At 64.6% G+C, this 25,513-nt stretch carries 23 protein-coding genes; 16 read left to right on the top strand and 7 right to left on the bottom strand.

All coding sequences use genetic code 11. The features are described from left to right. Nucleotides 1–22: 22 nt before the first annotated feature. Nucleotides 23–1,252, top strand: a complete 1,230-nt coding sequence (gene hemW, locus CXX84_RS05115) for a radical SAM family heme chaperone HemW (RefSeq protein ID WP_102975621.1) — start codon at nt 23–25, stop codon at nt 1,250–1,252. Between the two features lie 37 nt (nt 1,253–1,289). On the opposite strand, the gene CXX84_RS05110 is transcribed toward hemW, so the two are convergent. Together CXX84_RS05110 and CXX84_RS05105 are read right to left on the bottom strand one after the other, a co-directional pair. Further along, the gene (locus CXX84_RS05110; RefSeq protein ID WP_102975620.1) at nt 1,290–1,709 is read right to left on the bottom strand and encodes a DUF4870 domain-containing protein; all 420 of its coding nucleotides are present in this window, start codon (nt 1,707–1,709) and stop codon (nt 1,290–1,292) included. A 150-nt stretch (nt 1,710–1,859) separates the two neighbouring features. After that, nucleotides 1,860–2,708, bottom strand: a complete 849-nt coding sequence (locus CXX84_RS05105; RefSeq protein WP_102975619.1) for a DUF3097 domain-containing protein — start codon at nt 2,706–2,708, stop codon at nt 1,860–1,862. A 176-nt stretch (nt 2,709–2,884) separates the two neighbouring features. Here CXX84_RS05105 and hrcA point away from each other — a divergent pair, with 176 nt between their 5' ends. The 3 genes from hrcA (at nt 2,885) to CXX84_RS05090 (ending at nt 5,889) form a co-directional block, all read left to right on the top strand. After that, nucleotides 2,885–3,898 (top strand): heat-inducible transcriptional repressor HrcA, encoded by a 1,014-nt coding sequence (gene hrcA, locus CXX84_RS05100; protein WP_102975618.1) that lies wholly within the window; start codon nt 2,885–2,887, stop codon nt 3,896–3,898. Nucleotides 3,899–3,979: 81 nt separating this feature from the next. Next, a complete protein-coding gene (gene dnaJ, locus CXX84_RS05095) occupies nt 3,980–5,107 on the top strand; it encodes a molecular chaperone DnaJ (protein ID WP_102975617.1) in 1,128 nt (375 codons plus the stop codon). 2 nt (nt 5,108–5,109) lie between these two features. Next, nucleotides 5,110–5,889 (top strand): 16S rRNA (uracil(1498)-N(3))-methyltransferase, encoded by a 780-nt coding sequence (locus CXX84_RS05090; protein WP_102975616.1) that lies wholly within the window; start codon nt 5,110–5,112, stop codon nt 5,887–5,889. Nucleotides 5,890–5,921: 32 nt separating this feature from the next. Here CXX84_RS05090 and CXX84_RS05085 read toward each other — a convergent pair whose 3' ends face one another. Further along, nucleotides 5,922–6,869, bottom strand: coding sequence for a GerMN domain-containing protein (locus CXX84_RS05085; RefSeq protein ID WP_223252976.1), 948 nt, complete (start codon nt 6,867–6,869; stop codon nt 5,922–5,924). Between the two features lie 358 nt (nt 6,870–7,227). Here CXX84_RS05085 and CXX84_RS05080 point away from each other — a divergent pair, with 358 nt between their 5' ends. The 5 genes from CXX84_RS05080 to CXX84_RS05060 all read left to right on the top strand — a co-directional run bounded on the left by CXX84_RS05080 (nt 7,228) and on the right by CXX84_RS05060 (nt 12,728). Then, nucleotides 7,228–8,316 carry a PhoH family protein gene (locus CXX84_RS05080; protein WP_102975874.1) on the top strand — a complete coding sequence of 363 codons (1,089 nt, stop codon included), beginning with the start codon at nt 7,228–7,230 and terminating at the stop codon, nt 8,314–8,316. Then, nucleotides 8,313–8,786: an rRNA maturation RNase YbeY gene (gene ybeY / locus CXX84_RS05075; protein WP_102975615.1), complete on the top strand. Its 474-nt coding sequence runs from the start codon at nt 8,313–8,315 to the stop codon at nt 8,784–8,786. The genes CXX84_RS05080 and ybeY overlap by 4 nt, the downstream gene beginning before the upstream one ends. After that, the gene (locus tag CXX84_RS05070; protein WP_102975614.1) at nt 8,783–10,114 is read left to right on the top strand and encodes a hemolysin family protein; all 1,332 of its coding nucleotides are present in this window, start codon (nt 8,783–8,785) and stop codon (nt 10,112–10,114) included. Before ybeY ends, CXX84_RS05070 begins: the two co-directional genes overlap by 4 nt. Next, on the top strand, nt 10,098–11,057 hold the full coding sequence (gene era, locus CXX84_RS05065) for a GTPase Era (protein ID WP_102975613.1): 960 nt from the start codon (nt 10,098–10,100) through the stop codon (nt 11,055–11,057). Before CXX84_RS05070 ends, era begins: the two co-directional genes overlap by 17 nt. 96 nt (nt 11,058–11,153) lie before the next feature. Beyond that, nucleotides 11,154–12,728 (top strand): LCP family protein, encoded by a 1,575-nt coding sequence (locus tag CXX84_RS05060; RefSeq protein WP_411266190.1) that lies wholly within the window; start codon nt 11,154–11,156, stop codon nt 12,726–12,728. A gap of 104 nt (nt 12,729–12,832) precedes the next feature. Here CXX84_RS05060 and CXX84_RS05055 read toward each other — a convergent pair whose 3' ends face one another. Beyond that, nucleotides 12,833–14,785, bottom strand: coding sequence for a M13 family metallopeptidase (locus CXX84_RS05055; RefSeq protein ID WP_102975611.1), 1,953 nt, complete (start codon nt 14,783–14,785; stop codon nt 12,833–12,835). Nucleotides 14,786–15,037: 252 nt separating this feature from the next. Between CXX84_RS05055 and leuA the strand changes: the two genes are divergently transcribed. The 3 genes from leuA (at nt 15,038) to CXX84_RS05040 (ending at nt 18,448) form a co-directional block, all read left to right on the top strand. Next, nucleotides 15,038–16,777: a 2-isopropylmalate synthase gene (gene leuA / locus CXX84_RS05050; protein ID WP_102975610.1), complete on the top strand. Its 1,740-nt coding sequence runs from the start codon at nt 15,038–15,040 to the stop codon at nt 16,775–16,777. 88 nt (nt 16,778–16,865) lie between these two features. After that, complete coding sequence (recO, locus tag CXX84_RS05045; protein ID WP_102975609.1) at nt 16,866–17,618, top strand: DNA repair protein RecO; 753 nt, start codon at nt 16,866–16,868, stop codon at nt 17,616–17,618. A gap of 2 nt (nt 17,619–17,620) precedes the next feature. Then, the gene (locus CXX84_RS05040; protein ID WP_102975608.1) at nt 17,621–18,448 is read left to right on the top strand and encodes an isoprenyl transferase; all 828 of its coding nucleotides are present in this window, start codon (nt 17,621–17,623) and stop codon (nt 18,446–18,448) included. Here the strand turns inward: CXX84_RS05040 and CXX84_RS05035 are convergent, their stop codons facing one another. Continuing rightward, entirely contained in the window at nt 18,449–19,480 is a 1,032-nt protein-coding gene (locus CXX84_RS05035; RefSeq protein ID WP_102975607.1) for an alpha/beta hydrolase, read from the bottom strand. After that, nucleotides 19,477–20,490 (bottom strand): alpha/beta hydrolase, encoded by a 1,014-nt coding sequence (locus tag CXX84_RS05030; RefSeq protein WP_102975606.1) that lies wholly within the window; start codon nt 20,488–20,490, stop codon nt 19,477–19,479. Before CXX84_RS05030 ends, CXX84_RS05035 begins: the two co-directional genes overlap by 4 nt. Nucleotides 20,491–20,564: 74 nt before the next feature. On the opposite strand from CXX84_RS05030, the gene CXX84_RS05025 reads away from it, so the two are divergent. Next, complete coding sequence (locus tag CXX84_RS05025) at nt 20,565–21,635, top strand: quinone-dependent dihydroorotate dehydrogenase (protein ID WP_102975605.1); 1,071 nt, start codon at nt 20,565–20,567, stop codon at nt 21,633–21,635. Between the two features lie 82 nt (nt 21,636–21,717). Here the strand turns inward: CXX84_RS05025 and CXX84_RS05020 are convergent, their stop codons facing one another. Then, nucleotides 21,718–22,320, bottom strand: coding sequence for a DUF3043 domain-containing protein (locus CXX84_RS05020; RefSeq protein ID WP_102975604.1), 603 nt, complete (start codon nt 22,318–22,320; stop codon nt 21,718–21,720). A gap of 93 nt (nt 22,321–22,413) precedes the next feature. Here CXX84_RS05020 and CXX84_RS05015 point away from each other — a divergent pair, with 93 nt between their 5' ends. From CXX84_RS05015 to coxB, 3 genes are all read left to right on the top strand, one after another. Beyond that, the gene (locus tag CXX84_RS05015; protein WP_102975603.1) at nt 22,414–23,856 is read left to right on the top strand and encodes a dipeptidase; all 1,443 of its coding nucleotides are present in this window, start codon (nt 22,414–22,416) and stop codon (nt 23,854–23,856) included. 204 nt (nt 23,857–24,060) lie between these two features. After that, nucleotides 24,061–24,450, top strand: coding sequence for a HesB/IscA family protein (locus tag CXX84_RS05010; RefSeq protein WP_102975602.1), 390 nt, complete (start codon nt 24,061–24,063; stop codon nt 24,448–24,450). A 186-nt stretch (nt 24,451–24,636) separates the two neighbouring features. Continuing rightward, nucleotides 24,637–25,509 (top strand): cytochrome c oxidase subunit II, encoded by an 873-nt coding sequence (coxB, locus tag CXX84_RS05005; RefSeq protein WP_102975601.1) that lies wholly within the window; start codon nt 24,637–24,639, stop codon nt 25,507–25,509. Nucleotides 25,510–25,513: the final 4 nt, after the last annotated feature.

Below are 25,513 nucleotides of genomic sequence, written 5' to 3'. Positions count from 1 at the left end.
GGCTGCACCGGAGGCCCCTGCAATGCCTAGCGTTCTTCCCCTCGGCGACCCGGCGCCGCCGGACGGTCTCCTGCCTCCACAGGCAGCTGACGGTGCGGCGGCACGGGCGTTCGGGCTCTATGTCCACATCCCGTTCTGCGCTGTGCGCTGCGGTTACTGCGACTTCAACACCTATACCGCCACCGAGCTCGGCGGCGGGGCCTCGCAGGACGCGTATGCCGCAACCGCTGCCTCGGAGGTGTCCCTGGCCGCTAAAGTCCTTGCCGGTTCGGGCCTTCCTGCGCGGCCCCTCAGCACGGTCTTTTTCGGGGGCGGGACGCCAACGCTGCTCCCGGCGGAGGACCTGGCCCTGATCCTCAGGCGCGCCATCGGCGAGTGGGGGATCGAGGAGGGTGCCGAGGTCACCACGGAGGCCAACCCGGACTCCGTCACCCCTGAATCCCTCGTGATCCTGAAAAATGCCGGGTTCACGCGGATTTCGTTCGGCATGCAGTCCGCCGTTCCGCATGTCCTGAAGGTCCTGGACCGGACCCACACGCCCAGCCGCGTGCCGCAGGTGGTGCAGTGGGCACGTGACGCTGGACTGGCCGTGAGCCTGGACCTCATCTACGGCACGCCGGGGGAGTCCCTGGATGACTGGAGGTTTTCCCTCGAGACGGCGCTCTCCTACGAGCCGGACCACGTCAGCGCCTACGCACTGATCGTGGAGGACGGTACCAAACTGGCCGCCCAGATCCGCCGTGGTGAAGTTCCCGGCATCGACGACGACGACCACGCCGACAAATACGAACTCGCCGACGAACTGATCACCAAAGCCGGCCTGGGCTGGTACGAGGTCAGCAACTGGGCCCGCACGCCGGATCAGGCCTGCCGCCACAACCTCGCCTACTGGCGCGGCGACGACTGGTGGGGGATCGGACCCGGGGCCCACTCCCACGTGGGCGGGGTCCGCTGGTGGAACGTCAAGCACCCCACGGCCTACGCCGGACGTCTGGCGCAGGGAGTGTCACCGGCGGCCGGCAGGGAAACCCTGGACGAGGAAACACGGAATATGGAACGGGTGATGCTGGAGGTACGCCTCCAGTCCGGCCTCGAGGTTTCCTCGCTGGACGCCGCAGGAAGGCGCGAGGTAGCAGGCCTCATCGCAGAAGGGCTGGTGGATCCTGCCGCCGCTTTCAAGGGCAGGCTCATCCTTACGCTCAAGGGCAGGCTGCTGGCGGACGCAGTGGTCCGGAGGGTCCTGCCGGACTGATCCCTGCAGCAAGGCGTTTTAAAGCAATGCTGCCCGGTTACTTGATCCAGCGGAGGTTGTACTGGTAGCGGTGCGGCTGCCCCTTATTGACGTGGATGCCGGCCGCGACGGCGTAACAGGTCAGGGCAATCCAGATCAGCGTGGCAATTACGGCGAAAATGTTGCCGATCACCGGGACGAACACCAGGACGTTCGCAACCACGGCGGCGATGGTGGGCGGCAGGCTGAAGTTCAGCGCTTCCTTGGACTCCTGCGCGGTGAAGGGACCACGGTCCCGGAAGATCAGGTAAATCAGCAGCGCGGGCACACAGCCAAGAATGCCACCGAAGTGCGCCATTGTGGCCCACTGCCGGTCTTCGCTGGCTGTCAGGGGCAGCGCATTCGCCGGAACGCCGTGGTATTCCGAGCGGCCCTGGCCGCCCTGGGCGTCCCTGTGATCGCGTGCGTTTTGTGCCACAGTCTGTTCCTTCTGAGGTGCAATGGTGCTGGCTAAGAGTTCATAGGGGTTGCAGCGGACTGCAAACGTCGCAGGATCCGCAGTACCAAGAATACTGGCTTCCGGCGCCCAACCCGGCGCGGGAGGCCCGACACGGGACCGGAGGTGCCGTCAGGGAACGGTGAGGAAGTCAATAACTTCCTCCACCCTCCCCAGCAAAGAGGCTTCCAGGTCCGCGTAGGTGCGGACTGCGCCCAGAAGCTTTTGCCATCCGAGTCCGATGTCCTCCTTCGTGGCGTGGGGCCAGCCGAACGCTGCAAGGATGCCGGTCTTCCAGTCCTGCCCGCGCGGCACCACGGGCCACTGTTCAATGCCCAGGACAGCGGGGCGGATGGCCTGCCAGACATCCACGTAGGGGTGCCCGACAATCAGCACGTTCCCGGCAGCGCCGGGTGAGGCCATGACGGCGTCCGCAATCCGGGATTCCTTGGAGTCCGGGACCAGGTGGTCCACCAGCACCCCAAGGCGCCGGCCCGGTCCAGGGTTGAACTCAGCCACAGCCGCCGCCAGGTCGTCAATGCCGTGCAGGGGCTCGACGACGATGCCCTCCACCCGCAGGTCGTCTCCCCAGACCTTTTCCACCAGTTCGGCGTCGTGCTTTCCCTCCACCCAGATCCGGCTGGCCTTGGCCACCTGCGCCCGCTGACCGGCAACGCGGACCGAACCTGACGCGGTCCTGCCCGCGACGGCGCCCGGTGCCTGCCGCGGGGCGGGCGGCAGGAGCTTGATGGCCTGCCCGTCCAGGAGGAATCCGAAGCCCAGCCGGAAGGACCGGGATTTCCCCCGCCGGTCCTCCAGGGCCACCACATGCATTCCGCCTGACTTTTCCACGCGGATGACCGCGCCCACCCAGCCGGACTGGACGTCTTCAAGGACCATTCCCCGTTCAACCGGCACCTCAGGCAGCTTGGCCTTCGTCGGAGCGGACATGTCCTGGGGACCCCAGTTCTGGTACTGCATGGATTCACTCCGCCTAGCGCTCGATCACAGGTCCGGAATTTCGCCCGGAGCGGTACCAATGCTAGCAACGGGCGGAGGCATAATAGACTGTTAGCACTGAGGCATGTCGAGTGCTAACCCTTGAGGCGGCACAGTGCGGGCGGCACGGCCCCCGTAACCCTGGATGGAGGTGGAGTGTGAGCGAGCCACGCAAGCTTGAAGTACTGCGTGCCATCGTGGAGGACTACGTCCACTCCCGCGAACCCGTGGGGTCCAAGGCCCTGGTGGAGCGGCACCGTCTCGGTGTGTCCAGCGCAACGATCAGGAATGACATGGCGGCCCTGGAGGAAGAAGGCCTGATCACCGCTCCTCACACCAGCGCCGGCCGCATCCCCACGGATAAGGGCTACCGGCTGTTTGTTGACCAGATCTCGGCGGTCAAGCCGCTCTCCCAGGCCGAGCGCCGCGCCATCCAGTCTTTACTTGAAGGATCCGATGACCTGGACGATGTGCTGGACCGCACCGTCCGCCTGCTGTCCCAGCTGACCAACCAGGTTGCCGTGGTCCAGTACCCGCACCTCAGCCGGGCACTGGTCCGCCACATCGAGTTCGTCCTGCTCGCTCCGCGGAAAGTGCTGGTGGTGCTGATCGCCAACAGCGGCAAGGTGGAGCAGCGCGTTATCGACGTCGGGCAGGAACTGGGGGACGAGGCCCTTGCCGGCCTGAGGGCGCGGTTCCTTGGCTCGCTTTCCGGCACCCCGCTGAGCCAGCTCGCCCAGTCCCTTCCGGCAGTGGTGGCCACAGCCGGGCAGGCGCAACGGCAGGCCGCCCAGGCCCTCGCCGCAGGCCTTGAGGGCCTTGCCCAGAGCAGCCGCGAGGACCGTATGGTCATGGCGGGCACTGCCAACCTGGCCCGGTCCAATGTGGACTTCCCGCTCAGCATTGGTCCTGTGCTGGAGGCCCTGGAGGAGCAGGTAGTCATGCTCCGCCTGCTCAGTGAGATGGCGCAGGATCCCCGTGGCGTAGCCGTCAGCATCGGCCGCGAAAATCCCTACGACGGCCTTGCCGAGGCATCCGTCGTGGCCACCGGGTACGGTCCGGACAGCGTGGCGAAAATCGGCGTGCTGGGACCGACAAGAATGGATTACCCAACCACCATGGCCGCCGTCAGGGCCGTTGCCCGTTACCTTTCACGGATTCTCGGACCCTGACAATCATCCCGGCGCTGCCGGGACCCCAAGCATTTCCGGCAGTCCAACTGCAGGCAGTACAACAAGGAAGAGATACGAACTTTGAGCAGCCATTACGACGTCCTTGGAGTCTCACCGGAGGCCACGGGAGAAGAAATCAAGAAGGCCTACCGGAAGCTGGCCCGCACACTCCACCCGGACGTCAACCCGGGTGAAGACGCGTCCGACCGCTTCAAGGCAGTCACCCACGCCTACGAAGTTCTCTCGGACCCGCAGAAGCGGCGGGTATACGACACCACCGGCAACGAAAACGGCACGGACAACGGCTTCGGAGGCGGAGGATACGCCGGCCAGGGCTTCGCGTTCCAGGACATTTTCGACACGTTCTTCGGCGCCGGCGGCACCACGGGCCCGGCCTCCCGCGTCCGGCGCGGACAGGACGCCTTGATCAGTGTGCGGATCGAACTCCGTGATGCTGTGTTCGGCGTCAACAAGAAGCTGGAAGTTGATACAGCCGTCACCTGCCCCACCTGTGACGGTTCCTGCTGCCAGCCGGGCACCCAGCCCGAACGCTGTGACATCTGTGGCGGCAGCGGCCAGGTCCAGCGCGCCGTCCGCTCGATTCTGGGACAGGTCATGACCGCTGCGCCCTGCGGGACGTGCGAGGGCTTCGGCACGGTCATCAAGGATCCCTGCAACGAGTGCAGCGGCCAGGGCCGTATCCGGAGCCGCCGTTCGCTGACCATCAAGGTTCCCGCCGGCGTGGCCACCGGTACCCGCATCCAGCTTTCAGGCCAGGGGGAAGCAGGCCCGGCGGGCGGCCCCGCCGGTGACTTGTACGTCGAGATCCGCGTCAACAACGACGCAACCTATGTCCGCGACAACGACGATCTCCATGCCACCCTGCATATCCCCATGACGGCCGCCGCCCTCGGCACGGAAGTGAGCCTGGAAACTTTTGACGGAACCCAGGACATAGATGTCAAGCCAGGCACCCAGTCCGGTGAGATCATCACTCTCCGCGGCCTTGGCGTGACACACCTCCGCGGGTATGGGCGCGGCGACCTGAAAGTGCACCTCCAGGTGGACACGCCCGCCAGGCTTGATGCTGCCCAGGAAGACCTGATGCGGCAGCTCGCTAAGCTTCGCGGGGAACAGATCACCGACGGCAAGCTTGCTGCCAGCGGCGGTATGTTCGCCAAGCTCCGGGACCGGCTCGGTAACCTGTAGCGGTGAGCAACGCTGTCTTTTTCACTCCGCCGGGGTCCCTGGACCAGATGACGGAGGGGGCGGTCTATGTCCTCGACGGGGCCGAGGCCCGGCATGCCGTCACGGTAAAACGGTTGGCTCCGGGTGAAACCGTAGACCTTGTGGACGGTGCCGGGACGCGCATGAGCGGGAAGGTGCTTGCCGCGTCGCCGGCAAGCCTTGAAGTGGAATGCACCTTCCTCTCGGTTGAGGAACAGCCGGGCATCAGGCTGGTGCTCGTACAAGCCCTGGCCAAGGGTGACCGCGACGAACTCGCCATCGAGACAGCGACGGAATTGGGGATCGACGCCGTCGTACCCTGGCAGTCCGAGCGGTCCATCGTGCGTTGGAAAGGGGACAGGGCTGCAAAGGCCCACGCCAAATGGCAGTCGGTCGTGACGGCGGCAGCCAAGCAGGCCCGCCGGGCGTGGGTGCCCGAGGTGCGCCCCGCCGTCGACACCCCCGCCCTGGCACGGCTCGTAGAGACCGCAGGGCTGGCAATCATCCTGCACGAGGACGCCGTTCGCCCCCTCCGGACTGTACTGGAGGCCTGGCAGGTCCAGTACGGGGTGGACTCCCTGGAGGTTCTCCTGATCGTCGGACCGGAAGGCGGCATCAGTCCCCGGGAAGTCACCAGGCTTTGCGGCAATGGCGCGGTCACCGCCCTGCTGGGGCACCACGTGCTGCGCTCCTCCACCGCCGGTCCGGCCGCCGTCGTTCTCGCCAGTGACATCCTCGGGCGCTGGACAGCACCTTCAGTTTAAGGCGCGGCCCCGGCCTGGTTGAGCCAGTGCCTTCAGCGGACCTTGAACGCGCGGGAATCCTCATGCTGGTCCGGCTGCTCGCCGATGCCGGCCTGGGCCATCTTCAACTCAAAGTCGCCGGCCGGCAGCGTGAGGGCCAGCGTAAACAGCCCTGCCTGGCCGGGCTCGGTGGCAGCCGTTGTTTCGCCGGTCAGGAACGGCGCCTTGGTGCCGTTCTCCTCTGCCCGCAGGATCTGCCAGCGGAGCTTGCCGCCGGCGAGTGTGCTGCGGCCGGTGATCTTGACACTCCCGCCCGGCACTTCCGTGTTTTCCTGCGGATCAATAATCCACACGGGTGCCACCATTCCGGCGGCCCTTCCCATGAGCTCACCCAGCTGGACATGGTCGAACGCGACATAGTCGGTGTGGCCATCCACGAGGATCCGCACCCGGATCTGCTGCCCGGAATCGATGAGGCCCGAACTGGCCGCAGCGGCGGTGGCAGTGTACACAAGCTGCTGGACAGCGCGGATGGCCATGTCAGCATCGAGGTTGCTGTTGAACGCATCCTCGGACACGTCCACAGTGATGACGTCCTTGCCGGAAATCGAGGTGGCCAGCTTGCTCGGATTCTGCCAGGGGGTAAAAAAGTCGGGGTCCAGGGGCTTGTCCGACATCATCGCACGCAACGCCCGCGTCACGGGGTTCTCCTGCTCCGGGACATCCCTGAACTCCCGGTAAAGGAAGACGTTGCTGTTGCTCCGGCCAATCCAGTAGACGGGCGCCTTGTTCGAGGACTGCGTGGTTTCGAGCGGCGCGCTGGTGGAAGGAGCGGTACCGGTAGCGGCAGGATCTGTGCCCAGGAGGCCGGTCGGTGAGGGATCCGGTTCGGCGAGGCAGCCGGTCAGAAGGGGGGCAACCATCAGAATCGCTGCCAGGGCAGCAGAGCGCACGGGACCGGGGCGTCGTCCTGCCCTGCGGGGCGCAGCAGATTCCGGCACGTCTGTTGCCTGTCCTTTCGTGTATGGCGGGCCGCTCCCCAGGCGGCGCAATCCCAGCTGCGGCTGGATTTCCAGCATGGCACAGGCCCAGGAGCGGAATGGCCGCATCTCCGGCTCCACGGCGAACTGCAACGGGAACGATATGAGGCCGATATGAAGTTGATACCTTTAAGGCGGCACTCTCACCGCTTTGCCACGTTCTTTTCAGACCTTGCCGGGTTCCCCTTTTCTGTCGTTGATGGCGTCCTGGCGTAAGATGGGTGGACCGCTGGGCAAGGCGCAACAGTAGAAGTTGCGAAGTCAGCGGAGGGAATTGTTTTCGGACTTCGAGGGGATCACAGGCCTGCGGGCCATAACCATGACTGAATCAGCGAATGGCAAGCGCCGGCTCAACACAGGAGAAGGCGTTGCGGGGGAATTCCCGCATTCCCTCCCCGGCAGCCGCACCGAGGTAGTCCTCTTTGACAACTCAGACCAGATGGTCCAGTCGCTGGGCAGTCACGACGAGGCCCTGCGTTATATCGAGGAACAGTTCCCGGACGTTAACTTCCATGTCCGCGGCAACGAGTTGTCCATCACCGGTCCGGCCAGCGACGTGCCCCGGATCATGCGGCTCCTCCACGAAGTCCGCGGCCTCGTGGCACGCGGCACGGTGATCAGCCCCGCCGTACTGCAGCAGCTCGTGGCGCTGCTCCGGACCCAGTCCATGCAGAACCCCGTGGACGTACTGACCCACGACATTCTTTCGAGCCGCGGCAAAACCATCCGCCCGAAGACGCTGAACCAGAAGACGTACGTTGACGCAATCGACGACAACACCGTGATTTTTGGCATCGGACCGGCCGGAACGGGCAAGACCTACCTGGCAATGGCAAAGGCTGTCCAGGCGCTGCAGCAAAAAGAGGTCAGCCGGATCATCCTGACCCGTCCGGCGGTTGAGGCGGGGGAGCGGTTGGGCTTCCTCCCCGGAACCCTGAGCGACAAGATCGACCCCTACCTGCGTCCGCTCTACGACGCCCTGCACGACATGATGGACCCGGAGTCCATTCCCCGGCTCATGGCAGCAGGGACTATCGAAGTTGCCCCCCTCGCCTACATGCGCGGGCGGACGCTCAACGATGCCTTCATCATCCTCGACGAGGCACAAAACACCACGCCCGAGCAGATGAAGATGTTCCTCACCCGGCTTGGCTTCGGATCGAAAATGGTGGTCACGGGTGACGTCACCCAGGTGGACCTGCCGTTCGGCACCCGCTCGGGACTTCGCATTGTCGAGGAGATCCTGCAGGGAATTGAGGGCGTCAGCTTCTCGGTCCTCGACGCTGCGGACGTCGTCCGGCACCGGCTGGTGGGTGACATCGTCAATGCCTACAGCATCTGGGATGACGCCCAGCGCAGCCGCGTCAAGCATTCGGCCGGCGCCAACAAGCGGGGGGAACACGCGTGAGCATCGAGGTCAACAACGAGTCCGGCGTCCAGGTGGATGAGGCTGAACTCGTCGCGTTGTCCCGGTATATCTTCGAGCGGCTCTTCATCCACCCGCAGGCCGAACTCTCCGTTCTCCTGGTGGACGAGCCGGCCATGGAGAAACTGCACATCGAACTGATGGACGAGCCCGGTTCAACCGACGTCCTGTCCGTGCCAATGGACGAGTTGACACCAGGCACGCCGGACCGGCCCACGCCCCAGGGAATGCTGGGTGACATTGCTATTTGCCCGCAGGTGGCTGCCGTCCAGGCCAGGAACGCCGGTCACGGCCTGCAGGACGAAATGCTCCTGCTGACCACGCATGGAATCCTCCACCTGCTGGGGTATGACCATGCCGAGCCCGAGGAGAAGGCCGAGATGTTCGGGCTCCAGCGGGAGCTGTTGTCCGGCTTCACGGGCAAAGAAGCGCCTGCTGAGACCACCCAGTGACGCATGTGCTCCTCGTCGCAATGGCCCTGGTTTTCCTGGTTGTTGCGGCGGTGTTGACCGCGGCCGAGGCCGCCTTTAACTTCATTCCCCGCCATGACGCGGAAGAAGCGCTGGTGAAGAGCCGCGGCACTGCCCTCCGGCGGATCCTCAGCAAGCCCGTCGCGCACATCCGGGCCCTCCGGTTCTGGCGTATCTGGTTCGAAATGGCCTCGGCAGTTGCTGTCGCCGTCCTGCTCTACAACCTTCTGGACAACGTCTGGCTTGCAGGCCTTGCCGCCACCGGCATCATGGCCCTGCTCGGCTTTGTCATTGTGGGCGTCTCCCCACGGCAGCTCGGCAGGCTTCATTCAGCGGCCGTTGTCCGCTTGACGGCTCCGATGATCCGCTTCCTTACCTGGGTCCTGGGCCCAATTCCGGGCTGGCTGGTGACGCTGGGCAGCACGGCCGCCCCAGGCGCTCCAGTGGGTGACGAAGCGTTCTTCAGCGAGCAGGAATTCCGCGAGCTCGTGGAACGCGCCAGCGAGTCCGACATGATCGAGGACACCGAGGCGGAGATGATCCAGTCCGTCTTCGACTTCGGCGACACGCTGGTCCGCGCCGTGATGGTTCCACGAACGGACATCCTCACCATTGAAGCGGGATCAAGCCTGCGCGAGGCCATGTCCCTCTTCCTCCGTTCGGGGTATTCCAGGATTCCTGTCATCGGTGAAAGCACGGACCAGATTCTGGGGATCATTTACCTGAAGGATGTTGCCGCCGTCATCCACGAGCTGGCACCCCACCAGGAACCGCCGCTGGTTGAGTCCCTCGCCCGTGAAGTGCGGTACGTCCCCGAGTCCAAGCCGGTCAGCGACCTGCTCCGGGAACTGCAGAAGGAGTCCACGCACGTAGCCATCGTGATCGATGAATACGGCGGCACGGCGGGCTTGGTCACCCTTGAGGACCTCATTGAGGAAATTGTGGGTGAAATCGTGGACGAATACGACACCGAAAGCGCAGAGGCAGTGGAGTTGGCCGACGGTTCGTATCGGGTCAGCGCCCGGATGGGCATTGACGATCTGGGCGAGCTTTTCGACATTGAGCTGGACGACGACGAAGTGGACACCGTCGGCGGCCTGCTCGCCAAGGCGCTGGGCCGGGTGCCCATTGTGGGGAGTACCGTGGAAGTCCACGGCGTGTCCCTGCGCGCGGACCGGCTGGAAGGCCGCCGCAACCGCGTCAGCCACATCATTGCGGCGCCACTGGCAAAAGAAGACACTGACCTCGAGGACCTCTTCGAAGAGGCAGAAGCAACCCAGCAGGGAGTTTCACGTGAGCAAGAAAAATAAGGCCGAAAGCCACGACGATTTTGGCGGTTTCCGCGCCGGTTTTTCGGTGCTGGTAGGCAGGCCCAATGCGGGCAAATCAACCCTGACCAACGCGCTGGTGGGCAAGAAGGTGGCCATTACGTCCGCCAAGCCACAGACCACGCGGCATACAATCCGCGGAATTGTCCACCGGCAGGACTCGCAGCTCATCCTCGTGGACACGCCGGGGCTCCACCGTCCCCGTACCCTCCTGGGTAAACGCCTGAATGACCTCGTTGCGGACACGCTGGCGGAGGTGGATGCGATCGGCTTCTGCCTCCCGGCCAATGAAAAGATCGGCCCGGGGGACAGGTTCATTGCCGCCCAGCTGGCAGCGGTGGGCCGCAAGCCTGTCATCGCCATCGTCACCAAAGCCGACACGGTGGACCGCCAGGCTTTGACGGAGCAGCTCCTGGCTGTTGCCGCCCTGGGCAGGGAAGTGCTGGGGGATGACGGTTGGAAGGACATCGTTCCCGTCTCCGCAACAGATGGGTTCCAGGTGGACACGGTGGCGGATGTCCTCATCAGCCACATGCCCCCTTCGCCCCCGTTGTACCCGGACGGCGAGCTCACGGACGAGCCGGAGGCTGTCATGGTCGCCGAACTCATTCGGGAAGCTGCGCTGGAAGGCGTCAGGGACGAACTGCCCCACTCTCTCGCCGTCGTGGTGGAGGAAATCGTTCCCCGCGAAGACCGGCCGGAGGACAGCCCGCTTCTCGACGTGCGGGTCAACCTCTACGTGGAGCGTCCCTCGCAAAAAGCAATTATCATCGGCAAGGGCGGCAGCCGGCTGCGTGAAGTGGGCACTAATGCGCGCAAGGGCATCGAGGCGCTCCTGGGTACCCGCATCTACCTGGACCTCCATGTGAAGGTGGCGAAGGACTGGCAGCGGGACCCAAAGCAGCTGGTGAAGCTGGGCTTCTGAGCCTTTCACAAAGCGCCGCCCCGGCGACGTCCGGGAATTTCCCAGCCTGGACCACTAAAATGGGCCGGATTCAAAGTTTAGAGGAAGGTTCACCACGTGGGGCGAAGCCGCGACGAGCGTGAAAATGGGGCTGACATGTCAGCCGGGGGACCAGCGTCGAGGCACGCGGAAGATGGCACCCTTGGCGCTGCCCGCCATCTCGGACCCCTGCGTGGCATGCCCGGCTGGTTAAAGGTCGTCACCGGTGTCCTTGCCCTTGCAATGGTTGGCGGCCTCGCGTTTGCGGGCTTCTGGTTCCTGCGGCTCCAGAATAATATCTCCAAGGCTCCACTGAACGCCGGCGGCGGCAACAACGAGTCGGTGAGCGACGCGACCGGACGGATGCAGATCCTGATCCTTGGCTCGGATACCCGCGACGGCAAGAACGCCGAGTACGGCACAGCGGACGATTCCCGGGGCTACGGCAAGTCGGACGTCATGATGATGATGGACATCTCCGAAGACAACAAGCGCGTCAGCGTCATCAGCTTTCCGCGGGACCTGCTCGTTGACATTCCACAGTGCAAGGACGAGGAGACCAACCAGGTCTATCCGGCCCGCAGCGGTGTGATGATCAACGAGGCCATGGCCGAAGCGGGCATCGGTTGCGCCGTGGACACTGTCAACAAGCTCACCGGCCTGGAAGTGGACCACTTCATGATGGCTGACTTCACAGCAGTAAAGGAACTGTCCAATGCTGTAGGGGGAGTGGAAGTATGCATCAGTGACGCCGTGTATGACCCCGATTCACGGCTGAGGCTGCCCGCCGGCACCTCGGCTGTCCAGGGGGAAATGGCCCTCGCATTCCTGCGCACCCGCCACGCATTTGCCGACGGCGGTGATCTGGGCCGCATCAAAGCGCAGCAGGGCTTCCTGTCCTCGCTGACCCGGAAAATCAAAGACGACGGGACGTTGTCAGATCCGGGCAAGATGCTCAAAATCGCCGACGTGGTGACGCAGAACCTGACGGTGGACGACGGGCTGGCCTCGGTGCCCAGCCTGCTCACCATTGGGAACCGGCTCAAGGACATCGACATCAGCAAGGTGGCCTTCGTGGCGGTCCCCACCACACCCGCCGTCCTGGACGAAAACAGGCTGCAGATAGCCGAACCTGCGGGCTCACAACTGTTCGCCGCCCTTCGCCAGGACGTTGACCTGACCGATCCCGCAGCCCCCTCGCCCGCGCCCACGGAAACGTCGACGGCACCGCCCACGGCGGGCCCCACGGAAACCGCACCTCCGGCGCCGCCCTACGACAAAGCGCTGCAGCCTGTCACCGTCGCCAACGGCAGCGGCGTACCTGGCCGCGCCCTGGAAATCGTGCAGGCCCTGGTCTCTGGCGGCTTCACCCAAACCGGGCAGTTCGAGGCCACCGTAGTGGCCCAGTCGGTGGTTTACTACGGACCGGATTTCGCGGATGTGGCCGCAGACGTTGCCGCTCTGCTGGGTATCCCGGCAGCACAGCTTGTGCCTTCCCCCAACATCCCGGGTGTCCAGGTGTACCTGGGCACCGACTTCACCACGGGGGCTACCTACGGGGGTCCTGCGGCGCTGCCTGATGACATCGTCAACCAGACAGCAAGGGATGCCTCCTGCCAGCAGGCAAACCCGGCGCTCATCGTCCAGGACTAGCCGTCGCGGAGGGCGCTGCAGGCGTGGAATTGCCCACCGCAATAAATTGAAGGAACAACAGCGGGGGCCCACCAGCCGGTGGGCCCCCGCTGTTGCGTCGTGCGCTACCAGATGCTGACGCGCTCCGCCGGCGGCATCCACATGCCGTCCTGTTCGGAGACGTCAAACGCATCATGGAAGGCGTCCAGGTTCTTCGCGATGGCGTTGGTGCGGAACTCGTTGGGAGAGTGCGGGTCCGTTGCCAGGCGGCGGATGGCTTCCTCCGGCCTGATCACCTGGCGCCAGCCGGCGGCCCACGAGGCGAAGAAGCGCTGCTCCCCGGTCAGCCCGTCCAGGACCTCCGGTTCCTTCCCGTCCAGGCTGATGCGGTATGCCTTGTAGGCAATCGCCAAGCCCGCCAGGTCGCCAATGTTCTCTCCAAGGGTGAGCCGTCCGTTGACAGTGTGTCCTGGCGCTGCGTAGGGAGACAGCGCATCGTACTGGGCCACGAGTTTCGCGGTGAGCTGTTCGAACGCCTGCCGGTCCTCGTCCGTCCACCAGTTCCGCAGCGCACCGCCGCCGTCGAACTGGGACCCCTGGTCATCAAAGCCATGGCCGATCTCATGCCCGATGACGGCACCGATCCCGCCGTAGTTCACGGCGTCGTCGGCGTCCGCCGTGAAGAACGGGGGCTGCAGGATTGCCGCCGGGAAAACGATCTCGTTCATCATCGGGTGGTAGTAGGCATTAACCGTCTGAGGGGTCATCAGCCACTTGTTGCGGTCCACCGGCTTCCCCACCTCGTCAAGGTGCCGGTCCACGTCTGCGTTGTGCGCCCGCTCGACGTTGCCCAGCAGGTCCGCGGGATCGATCTCGACGGCGGAGTAATCGATCCACTTTTCGGGGTAGCCGATTTTCGCGCGGAAACCGTCAAGTTTACGGAGGGCCTCGGCCTTGGTGGCCTCACCCATCCAGTTAACGGCGGTGATGCTCTGGCGGTAGGCCTCAGTCAGGTTGGCCACCAGGGTCTGCATCCGGGCCTTGTGCATTTCCGGGAAGTGCCGGGAAACATAGATTTGCCCCACAGCCTCACCCAGTGCCCCTTCGACGACGGCGACTCCGCGCTTCCAGCGGTCCTTGTTCCGCGGCGTGCCGCTGATCGTAGTTCCGTAAAAAGCGAAGTTTGCGTCCACGAACGCAGCGGAAAGGTACGGGGCAACTGCGCTCACCACCCGCATGGCGAGCCATTCCTGCCAGTGGGCCAACGGCTCGGACTCGAGCAGGCCGGCAGCTCCCTGGAAGAACGGGGGAGTGCTCATGACCACCTCCTGCCGCTTGTCCACGCTGATGCCGGCGGCGTCAAACCAGGTGTCCAAAAGGGGGAACAGCGCGGATGCCTCATCAGCAGTCTTCAGGTTGTAGGTCTTCTGCGGGTCGCGAAGGGCGACCTTGTCCCAGTGGTGGGAGGCCAGCCTGGTCTCCAGCGCGACCACCCGCTGGGATGCGCCGTCCGCATCATCCACCCCTGCAAGCCCAAGCATCGTCCTCACGTGGGCGCCGTAGGCACTGACCATCGGGGCGAATTTTTCTTCCCGGTAGTAGGACTCGTCGGGTAGACCGAGGCCACCCTGTCCGGTGTAGAGGAGAATCCGGTCCGGGTTGCCGGCGTCCGGAGCCGGGTAGATGTAGAAAAGCCCGCCAACATCCGCACGGAACAGCCGGCCTGCCAGCGCGACAAGTTCTGCCACGGAATTGGTGGCGAACACCTCGGCCAGGCGGCCGCGGATTGGTTCCAGGCCTTTGCTCTCCACCGCAGCCTCGTCCATGAAGCTCGAATAGAGGTCGCCGATCTTCCGTTCAATTCCGCTTGCGGCTTCACCCTTGGCCGCAGCTTCTTCAATGATGTCGCGGACCGCAATCTCGGAACCGTCTCGAAGGGCTGTGAACGTGCCCTCCAGCGGCCGGTCATCGGGAATTTCGGTGGCCTTCAGCCATGCACCGTTGACGTGCTGGTAGAGGTCATCCTGCGGGCGGACCGTGTGATCAATGGTGGACAGGTCGATCCCCGAAATGGGCACTGAAACTCCTTCTGATGAAGCGCGGCGGCAGGAATAACAGCGCGCGGCGTCTGCATGGTGGACTTTACGGACGGTAGTGCCCTTTCATCTTACGCACGCGTGTTAGTCTCAAAGAGTGCGTGCAGAGCTCCTTCTTCTTAGCTGCCGCGGCGAGGCCTCAGACGCGATCTAGCGCAAGGCCCATCCTCGCTGCGGAGTTTGTGTTGCCCGGCCACCTTTCAATGAAGAACCACAGAAAAGGCCCCGATAGTAATGCGAAACGCACAGAAGTCCTCAGGAATGCCTGCCCACCGCTATACCCCGTTCCAGGACCTGATCAAGGTTGAGCTGCCGGACCGTACGTGGCCGGACAAGGTCATCACCAAGGCCCCGCGCTGGTGTGCAGTGGATTTGCGCGACGGCAACCAGGCGCTGATCGATCCGATGAGTCCGGCCCGGAAAATGAAGATGTTCGACCTGCTGGTCCGGATGGGTTACAAGGAAATTGAGGTAGGTTTCCCCTCCGCTTCCCAAACCGACTTCGACTTCGTCCGCCAGCTCATCGAGGGCAATCACATTCCGGACGACGTCACCATCCAGGTCCTGACGCAGGCCCGGGAGCACCTGATCGAGCGGACCTACGAGTCATTGGTGGGTGCCAGGCAGGCGATCGTCCACCTGTACAACTCCACCTCCGTACTGCAGCGTCGTGTCGTCTTCAACCAGGACGAGGACGGCATCCTGGACATCGCCCTGCAGGGCGCCAGGCTGTGCAAGAAGTATGAAGAGACCCTCGTGGACACGCACGTCACCTACGAGTACTCCCCGGAGTCCTTCACGGGCACCGAACTGGAGTATGCCGTGCGGGTCTGCAACGCCGTCGCCGATGTCTTCGAGGCTTCCGCGGACCGCCAGGTCATCATCAACCTGCCCGCCACCGTGGAAATGGCCACCCCCAACGTTTACGCCGATTCGATTGAGTGGATGAGCCGCCACCTGCACCCGCGGGAAGGCATCATTCTCTCACTGCACCCCCACAACGACCGTGGAACGGGCGTCGCGGCTGCCGAGCTGGGCTACATGGCCGGGGCGGACCGGATTGAAGGCTGCCTCTTCGGCAATGGCGAGCGGACCGGCAACGTGGATCTGGTGACACTGGGGCTGAACCTCTTTGTACAGGGCATCGACCCCATGATCGACTTCTCCAACATCGACGACATCCGCCGGACGGTGGAGTACTGCAACCAGCTGCCCGTCCCGGAGCGTTCGCCGTACGGCGGCGATCTCGTGTTCACCGCATTCTCCGGTTCACACCAGGACGCCATCAAGAAGGGCTTCGAGGCCCTCGAACGGGACGCCGCTGCCGCAGGCAAGGACGTTGCGGACTTCACCTGGCAGGTGCCCTACCTGCCCGTGGACCCCAAGGACCTGGGCCGCAGCTACGAAGCGGTCATCCGCGTCAACTCCCAGTCCGGCAAGGGCGGCGTCGCCTACCTGCTCAAAAACGAGCACAGCCTGGACCTGCCGCGCCGTGCCCAGATCGAGTTCTCCGGCGTCATCCAAAAGCGCACCGACACCGTGGGCGGCGAAGTCAGCGGCGCCCAGCTGTGGCAGGTCTTCCAGGACGAGTACCTGCCCTCCGGCAAGACCGACGGCCAGTGGGGCCGCTACTCCCTGGGGGCTGTCAAGACCGAGACGGACGACGACGGCGGCATGACCCTTCACGCCTCCCTCGCCGTTGACGGCGCAGAGGTCCGGCGCACCGGCACGGGCAATGGTCCCATCGCCGCGCTGTTGAGCATCCTGCGGGAAGACGGCGTTGATGTCCGGGTACTGGACTACAGCGAGCACGCCCTCTCCGAAGGCGGAAGCGCCATGGCAGCCGCCTACGTGGAATGCGCCGTAGGGGAGCGGGTGCTCTGGGGCGTCGGCATCGACGCCAACACCAGCATGTCCTCGCTGAAAGCCGTGATCTCTGCCGTGAACCGCGCCATCCGGGACGCCCAGGCCTGATCCCTGTATGGTTGTGCCGCCGGTATCAGCCGGCGGCACACCAGCATGCAGCACTGCCTCGCCCTCAAATAATGGGAAGATAAAAGGCGTGGCCCAACACTCATTCGCCTCCCGCGCGTACCGGGACGATGCCGTCGTGCTGCGCACCCACAAGCTGGGCGAGGCGGACAGGATCATCACGCTGCTCACCAAGCACCACGGCCAGGTCCGGGCTGTTGCCAAAGGGGTACGCCGCACCAGCAGCCGCTTCGGTGCACGGCTGGAACCTTTTATGGTGGCGGACCTCCAGCTTGTGTCCGGAAAAACCCTGGACATCGTTACCCAGGCTGTAGCCAAGGGCGCCTACGGCGGAAACATTGCCGCCGACTACGGCCGGTACACCGTGGCTGCCGCCATGACGGAGACAGCAGAGAAACTGACGGACGTCGACGGCGAGGCAGGAACGGCGCAGTACAACCTCCTGGTGGGTGCACTGGCTTCCCTCAGCAGGGATGAACACGCTGCCGGCCTGATTCTTGACTCCTACCTCCTTCGAGCGCTGGCCACCGGCGGCTGGGCACCGAGCTTCACGGATTGCGCCCGGTGCGGCGTGCCCGGACCCCACACAGCCTTTTCCGCACCCCTGGGCGGGATGGTCTGCAGCGGATGCAGGCCCCCGGGGTCGCCGGCCCCCGCACCGGAAACAGTCGTCCTGCTGGCGGCACTTCTGACCGGTGACTGGGCCACGGCGGACGGTTCCCTTCCGGTGCACCGGAAAGAGGCTGCGGGCCTGGTGGCGGCCTACCTGCAATGGCACCTCGAACGAGTCCTGAAGTCCCTCAAACATGTGGAGCGAAGCTGACAGTGGCCCTCGGCAAAAAGAACACAGTGTCCCGTAAGCGCAGCCACCCCGTGGTTGCCCCGTACCCGCATCCTTCGGGAGCCGTGGCCCCCGCCATACCGCAGGAGTTCATTCCCCGCCACGTGGCCATCGTGATGGACGGCAACGGGCGCTGGGCCAACCAGCGCGGGCTGCCAAGAATCGAGGGCCACAAAGCCGGCGAGCCGGCGCTGCTGGACGTTATGGCCGGGGCCATCGAACTGGGCATCGAGTATGTCAGCGTGTATGCCTTCTCCACCGAAAACTGGCGACGGTCCCCGGAGGAAGTCCGCTTCCTGATGGGATTTAACAAGGATGTGCTGCGGAGGCAGCGGAACCAGCTCGATGAGTGGGGCGTCCGGGTACGCTGGTCGGGCCGGAGGCCACGACTGTGGGGCTCTGTCATCCGCGAGCTGGAAGAGGCCGAGGAGTTCACCGCCGGAAACAGCACGTGCACGTTGACCATGTGTGTTAATTACGGCGGGCGGGCTGAGATCACCGATGCTGTCTCCGCCATCGCTGCCGAGGTGGCTGCCGGCAGGCTCAAGCCGGGTGCCATTACCGAGCGCACCATCCAGAAATACCTTGACGAGCCGGACCTCCCGGACGTGGATCTGTTCCTCCGCAGCTCAGGCGAGCAGCGGCTGTCCAATTTCCTCCTTTGGCAGTCCGCCTACGCCGAGTTCGTCTTTATGGACACCCTGTGGCCGGACGTTGACCGCCGGACGCTGTGGGCGGCCGTGGAGGAGTATGCCCAGCGGGACCGCCGGTACGGCGGGGCCGTGGACGCCGCCGCACCCGCGGGCTCTTAGTCAGGCAGGGTAGCCCCTGAGCCAGGCGGTCAGGTCCCGGTAAGCCTCCTCCCGCACCTCCCGCCGGGAAAGGAAGACGTCGTGGATGGCACCGGGATAGCGGAACACTGCCACCCGCCGTCCCAGGCGCAGCGCACGGTTGGCCGTTTCCTCCACGTCGATGACTGCGTCGGCCTCCATCAGCTCCACTGACCATTCAATCTGGATCCGAGTACGGCTGGACAGCATGACCAGTGCAGGGGCACGGATGTCCAGCCGGCGCTCCACGGCCGCATGGCCGGCAAGGACTGCTTTGGCCCAGCCCGCGCGGATGGGGAATGACGCCCTGGGCCGCCAGACAGGGTCGAGCTGCCATTCCCCATGGGCCTCGCTGCTGACGCTTTGCCAATAGCCGGGCATCTCGGGAAGCCACAGGGGGCGTCGGGGATCTGCCCGGGACAACGGGTCCACCAGATGCATGGCGATGGTGCGGATGACGCTGCTGCCCTGCAGCTCCAGCCAGGGCGCGTTCAGGATCAGGGTGCCCAGGTCAGCCGGATTCCGGTCAGCCCACAGCGCGGCAATGAGCCCGCCCAAAGAATGGGCCAGAACGTGGACCTTCAGCGGAATACCGGGCCCCAGGCGTTCGGCGGCATCTTCCCTGATAGCCTCGACGGCCGCTGCCAGGTCCTCGTCATAGACCGCAAGGTCCTCGGTGAACCCCGGGGTGTGCCACGGCCGCAGGCTCCGGCCGAACTTGCGCAGGTCAACTGCGTAAAAGGGGAACCCGGCGTCGGTCAGGTATTCAGCAACCTCCGCCTGCAGGAAGTAGTCCGCCCAGCCGTGGACATAAAGGACGACGTTTGCAGCAGCCCCTCCTGCCGCCGTCATCTCTTTCCCTGGCTCTCCGGGCAGGCACCGGACAAGCGTCGCGCACACGTCCCCCTCATCATCAGGGGCAAGGGGCAACAGCCGCTGCTGGAATCGCGGCCCGAGGATGTCGGCGGTCCACAGTGCGGCAGCTGTTCCGCGGCCGGTGGGGGCGGCGCTCATGCGCTGTCCCCGCTGCCGGGTTGCTGGGGGTCCCCGTCCCCGTCCCCGTCCCCGTACGCGCGGAGCCACCGTGCCAGCCGGGCGTATGCATCGGCGCGCACGGCAGCGGGGGAGAGGAACACATCATGCAGGGCGCCGTCGATCCGTTCCACCGTCACCGTCCGGCCGAGGGTCAGGGCACGCGCAGCAATGATGTTCACGTCGAGTACGGCGTCCGTCCGGCGCATTTCTTCAGACCAGAAGAGCCCGTTGGCGCTTCCGCTGGACAGTAAAACAAGGATGGGAACCTCGATGTTGAGGCCGCGTGCCACCTGAGCGTGACCGGCGAGTACGGCACTGAGCCAGCCCGCGCGCACGGGAAAGGCCATCGGAGGGCGGTACCGGTCATCCAGCGTCCACTCACCGTCTGCTGAACTGCTGATGGTCCGCCAGTAAAACCCGCGCTCGGGCAGCCGGAGCACAGCTTCCGGCCGGAACCGGGCGACGGGTCCCACCATTCTCGACGCCGCACGCCGCACCAGCGCACTGCCGTGCATTTCCAGCCATGGGCTGTTGAGGACCAGCCGGGACACCCTGCCCGGATTCCGGCTTGCCCACAGCACCGCCACCAGCCCTCCTGTTGAGTGCCCCATCAGGGTGAAGGAGGGGTTGGCCCCGTCCTGGTCGATGAGGCGGCACGCCATGTCGATCTCTGCGTCATAGTCGCCAAGGTCAGACACATATCCGCCGGGCAATTCCGGGCGGAGGCTCCGTCCGTGGTTGTGCATGTCCAGCGCATAAAAGTCGTATCCGGCCGCGGACCAGAAGCGGGCCAGGTCCACGTTGAAGAAATAGTCACTCCAGCCGTGCAGGAACAGAACCACCCTGCGGCGCTCCCGCGAGGGAGGCAACTCCTTCAGGGCGGGCCGGAAGCGGACAAGGGTAGCGGTGTGTTCCGCACCGTCCGGCCCTACGGCACGGAAGGCATGCGACTCGAAGTCCTCGCCCAGTATGTCCTGCTGCCATTCCATGAATTCATGCTAATCCGCTGCCTTGTTGGGGCTGCCCATTTTGGTCTGGGCGAACAAGACGGAAGACTGGAGGCATGCGCGTATACCCCACCTTCTTCAGGCTTGCCTTTTCATGGATGGACGCCGAGCGCGCCCACAAAATCGGGTTCCAGGGCATCAGGCTGGCGCACCGCTCCGGCACGGGGAAGTTCCTTGAAAAGCTGACGGCGCCCGCACCGTCCCTTCAGACCACGGCTTTGGGTATGACCTTTCCCTCGCCGTTCGGGCTGGCGGCCGGCTTCGACAAGGAAGGGCATGGCATTGAGGCGCTCATGGAACTCGGGTTCGGCCATGTGGAGGTAGGCACCATCACCGGCCAGGCCCAGCCGGGCAATGAGAAGCCGCGGCTCTTCCGTTTGGTCGAGGACCGCGCCGTCATCAACCGGATGGGGTTCAACAACGACGGCGCAACGGCAGTGGCGCCGCGGCTCAAGGCCGCCCGCGCTGCACTCCAGCGCCGGCACCCGAATGTACGCCCTGTCATCGGCGTTAATATCGGCAAGACCAAGGCTGTGGACCTGGCGGATGCAGTGGATGACTACCTTGTCACTGCCCGCAGCCTGGCGCCCGCCGCCGACTACCTGGTGGTCAATGTCAGTTCGCCCAATACCCCCGGGCTCCGCCTGCTCCAGGACGTCGGGTCCCTGAGGCCCCTGCTGGCTGCAGTGGGTGAGGAAGCTGACAGGGCTGCGGGCCGCCACGTTCCCCTGCTCGTCAAAATCGCACCGGACCTCAGCGACGAGGATATCGACGACGTCGCGCGCCTTGCACTGGACCTTAAGCTCGATGGCATCATCGCCACCAACACCACCATTGCCAGGGACGGACTGACGTCACCGGCGGAACAAGTGGAACGTTGCGGCGCGGGCGGGCTCTCCGGCGCCCCGCTCAAGCAGCGCTCCCTTGAAGTTCTGCGCAGGCTCAAGCGTGTCACCGGTGATGCCCTTGTGCTGGTGGCTGTCGGCGGTGTCGAAACGGCACAGGATGTCCAGGACAGGCTCGACGCCGGGGCCACCCTGGTACAGGGCTACACCGCCTTCCTCTATGAGGGGCCTTTCTGGGCTGCCCGCATCAATCGTGACCTCGCAAAGAAGCGCCGGCCCTGACGAAACTGCCGCACCGCACCGTTAAACACCAAACCCCGGCGGGTCGCCCGCCGGGGTTTGGTGTATTTAGTCTTTGAGGCGGTCAGGCCGGGTACTGTCCGCGCCGGACCTGGGGCTTGGGCAGCCGAAGCTTACGGAACTGCAGGGAACGCATGGAGCCGTACCAGACCGTTCCGCGCTCAACCTCGCCAAACTTGGCGGTCAGCCGCTTGCGAAGCTGGCGCGACAGGATGAACACGTCAACAAAGACGGCCAGGAACATCACCCAGAATCCGCCCAGGACGTAAATCATCAGGTCGCTGGACGCGGGTACCACCAGGGACACCAGGACGAAGACAAGGGCGCCGAACATCAGGTACTCGCCCAGGCTGAAGCGTGCATCAACAAAATCCCGGGTAAACCGCTTCTGCGGGCCCTTGTCGCGAAGCGGCAGGAACCTCTCGTCTCCGGTATCCAGCGCCTGGCGCATCTTAAGCCGCTGTTCCTGGACGGCCTGGCGCTCGGCCGCCTTGGACGCTTTGCGGTCCTCGGGCACGAGCGGGCGCTTGCGCGCTGCTTCCTGCGCCCGGCGGGTGGGAGTTGGAGCCCCCTTGCCGCTCAACCCGTTTGCCCGGGCCGCCGCCTCTGCAGCCTGTTGGTCTACTGTTTGCTGCGCCGAGGGCGCTTCCTTTTTACGTCCGAACACCTGAACAGAATACCTTGCGGCAGGCACCCGACTTGATGCCTGGCCCTTGGCGCCGCCGCCGGTTGATGATGTGACGCGGGTAATGTTTTGGCCATGACTTCATCGCCAGCGGCTACGCCGCAGAACCCCAATGCCCGCACATCCCCGGGCCTTGCCGGAAACAGCTTGACGGAAGATCTCCGGACCTCCATCGACCAGTGCTTTGACCAGACCCTGGACCACCTTAAGAAGCTGGTGGCCATACCCGGGATAGCGTGGCCCAGCTTTGACCGCGGGCCCCTGGAACACAGTGCCGAGGCGGTGGCGGAATTGCTCCGGGGAGCGGGGCTGGACAACGTGCAGATCCTGGCCTGCGACAAGCCGGACGGCACCCCGGGCGGGCCCGCCGTCGTGGCCAGCAGGCCTGCCGGGGACGGTAAGCCGACCATCCTCCTCTACGCGCACCACGACGTCCAGCCCACGGGTGATGTAAGCCTGTGGGATACGGAGCCGTTCGCCGCCGTCGAAAAGGACGGGCGCCTTTACGGCCGCGGGGCGGCTGACGACAAAGCCGGGATCATGGCGCATCTGGCCGCGTATGCGGCAGTGTCCGAGGTGGTTGGCAGCTCCCTCGGACTCGGCGTGACGTTCTTCTTCGAAGGCGAGGAGGAAGCGGGATCACCGACATTCCGGTCATTCCTGGAGGCAAACCGTGACCTGCTCCGGGCCGACGTCATTATCGTGGCCGACTCCAGCAACTGGAAGGTCGGCATCCCCGCGCTCACCACCAGCCTCCGCGGCCTGGTGGACGGGACCATCGAAGTCCAGGTCCTTGAACACGCCGTCCACTCAGGCATGTACGGCGGTCCCGTACTGGACGCGCCCACCTTGTTGTCCCGACTGATTGCCACCCTGCACGATGACGAAGGCAATGTCGCCGTCAAGGGACTGGTGGCAAGGGACACTGCCACCGTGGACCTTCCGGAAGCCGACTACCGGGCTGACGCGTCAGTGCTCGACGGCGTCCGGCTCGCCGGGACGGGCAGCATTGCCTCACGGCTGTGGACCAAGCCGGCCCTGTCCATCATTGGGTTTGACGCGCCGTCAGTGGACCAGGCATCGAACACCCTGTTGCCGCGCGCACGGGCGAAGTTCAGCCTGCGGCTGGCTCCGGGACAGGTTCCGGGGGAGGCCATGGACGCCCTGCGCAGGCACGTGGAGGAGAATGCACCGTTCGGCGCGAAAGTAACCTTCACGCCGGGGGAGAGCGGCGATCCCTTCCTGACCGACACGTCGTCCCCGGCAGCATCGAAGGCTATGTGGGCCTTGGGCGAGGCCTGGGGGGTGCCGGCGGTAGAAACCGGTATCGGCGGCTCCATCCCCTTCATCGCCGATCTGACCGAGCTGTATCCGGACGTCCAGATCCTGGTAACGGGTGTGGAGGATCCGGACTCACGGGCCCACAGCGCCAATGAGTCACTGCACCTGGGCGACTTCCGTAAAGCGATCCTGGCCGAGGCGCTGCTCCTTGCCCGGATTAACGAACAGGGGCTGTAGGGCACGCCGGCGGTCCCGGAGCGGGGACACACAGCCGCCCGCAGCAGGGGCGTTCCCGGGAACAACAGGGGAGCCTCGATGGTTACGTCAGGAGTTAGAGCTACACCTCCGCCCCGCGTAGCATGTAGCTATAGCCCATACCGAAACCGTAGGGGCAGGCACCGCCAGCGCGGTGCCGCCAGACCGTCCTAAGAAGGTAGGCCAATGAGCACCGCAACCAATGAGAACAGCACCGGTACCACCAGCACGGCCAGTGATGAACTGCCCGTCCACGAGGTCAAACTGACCGACGTGGCAGCAGGCAAGGTACGCAGTCTTCTCGAGCAGGAAGGCCGTACGGACCTGCGCCTCCGGGTTGCTGTGCAGCCCGGCGGATGCTCCGGGCTGATCTACCAGCTCTACTTTGATGAGCGGCTCCTGGACGGAGACGCGGTCCGTGACTATGACGGCGTCGAAGTTGTCGTGGACAAGATGAGCGTTCCGTACCTCAGCGGTGCCAGCATCGACTTCGAGGACACCATCGCCAAGCAGGGCTTCACCATCGATAACCCGAACGCCGGCGGCTCCTGCGCCTGTGGCGATTCGTTCCACTGAGCCGGTTATTTCGCCCGGTGCCGGCGCCGTGTCCCTTGCCGAACATAACGGTATGGGGGCACGGCGCCGACATGTGGGCGAAACGCCCGGCGGAGCGGTAAGCTCTACACCGAGTAGTAAAACTTTTAGTGTGCCCGGGGCGGCCAAGTCTGCCCGGACAACAGCAACAAGTAGGAAGGGCCGTCTGTGAGTTCGCAGAACCGAACCGGCAGCCGACGCAAAACGATCACAACGATCACCAGCTTGGCAATTGCCGGCGCGTTGGTTTTGACCGGATGTTCGCCAGAGGTAGAGAAAGGGTGGCTGCCCACGGAACGTGGCACCACCAGCAACACCGACCGCATCATGGACCTCTGGGTCAACTCATGGATTGCTGCCCTTGTGGTGGGCACCATTACCTGGGGCCTGATCATCTGGTGCCTGGTCGCATACCGCCGCCGCAAGGGCACGGTGGGTTTCCCGCGCCAGACCAGCTTCAACCTGCCGCTGGAAGTCTTTTACCTGACCATCCCGATCTTCATGGTTGTGGTGTTCTTCTACTTCACCGACCGTGACCAGCAGGCCATTGACAACCGGTCCGAGCCAGCCGACGTCGTTGTTGACGTCCGCGGCAAGCAGTGGGCCTGGGACTTCAACTACAAGGCCGGCGACGTCATCGAAGAAGACGTCCACGAAGCCGGCGTCCAGACCAACCTGACCGGCAACACCATCGACAAGGAACAGCTCCCCACGCTGTACCTGCCGGTGAACAAGTCCGTGGACCTCGAGCTCAATGCACGCGACGTGATCCACTCTTTCTGGGTTCCCGCCTTCCTGCAGAAGCGCGACATGATTCCCGGCAAGACGAACTACATCAGGTTCACCCCCACGAAAGAGGGCACCTACGACGGCAAGTGCGCCGAACTCTGCGGTGAGTACCACTCCGAAATGCTGTTCCGCGTCAAGGTAGTCTCGGAATCCGAATTCCAGGCCCACATGGACAACCTGAAGTCGGCAGGGAACACGGGCCTCCTCGGTGTGGAGTACGACCGCAACCCCAACCTGAACGAAGCTAAGTAAGGGG

Source organism: Arthrobacter sp. AFG7.2 (assembly GCF_002892835.1).
In the GTDB taxonomy this organism is placed as follows: Bacteria; Actinomycetota; Actinomycetes; order Actinomycetales; family Micrococcaceae; genus Arthrobacter.
This window is presented reverse-complemented; position numbering and strand designations above follow the sequence as displayed.

Coding starts and splice junctions, on each gene's coding strand:
- CXX84_RS05030 (WP_102975606.1), bottom strand. CDS start 20,490: ATGGAATGGCAGCAGGACATACTGGGCGAGGACTTCGAGTCGCATGCC.
- hemW (WP_102975621.1), top strand. CDS start 23: ATGCCTAGCGTTCTTCCCCTCGGCGACCCGGCGCCGCCGGACGGTCTC.
- CXX84_RS05025 (WP_102975605.1), top strand. CDS start 20,565: ATGCGCGTATACCCCACCTTCTTCAGGCTTGCCTTTTCATGGATGGAC.
- CXX84_RS05010 (WP_102975602.1), top strand. CDS start 24,061: ATGAGCACCGCAACCAATGAGAACAGCACCGGTACCACCAGCACGGCC.
- leuA (WP_102975610.1), top strand. CDS start 15,038: ATGCGAAACGCACAGAAGTCCTCAGGAATGCCTGCCCACCGCTATACC.
- CXX84_RS05080 (WP_102975874.1), top strand. CDS start 7,228: ATGACTGAATCAGCGAATGGCAAGCGCCGGCTCAACACAGGAGAAGGC.
- CXX84_RS05015 (WP_102975603.1), top strand. CDS start 22,414: ATGACTTCATCGCCAGCGGCTACGCCGCAGAACCCCAATGCCCGCACA.
- CXX84_RS05105 (WP_102975619.1), bottom strand. CDS start 2,708: ATGCAGTACCAGAACTGGGGTCCCCAGGACATGTCCGCTCCGACGAAG.
- CXX84_RS05035 (WP_102975607.1), bottom strand. CDS start 19,480: ATGAGCGCCGCCCCCACCGGCCGCGGAACAGCTGCCGCACTGTGGACC.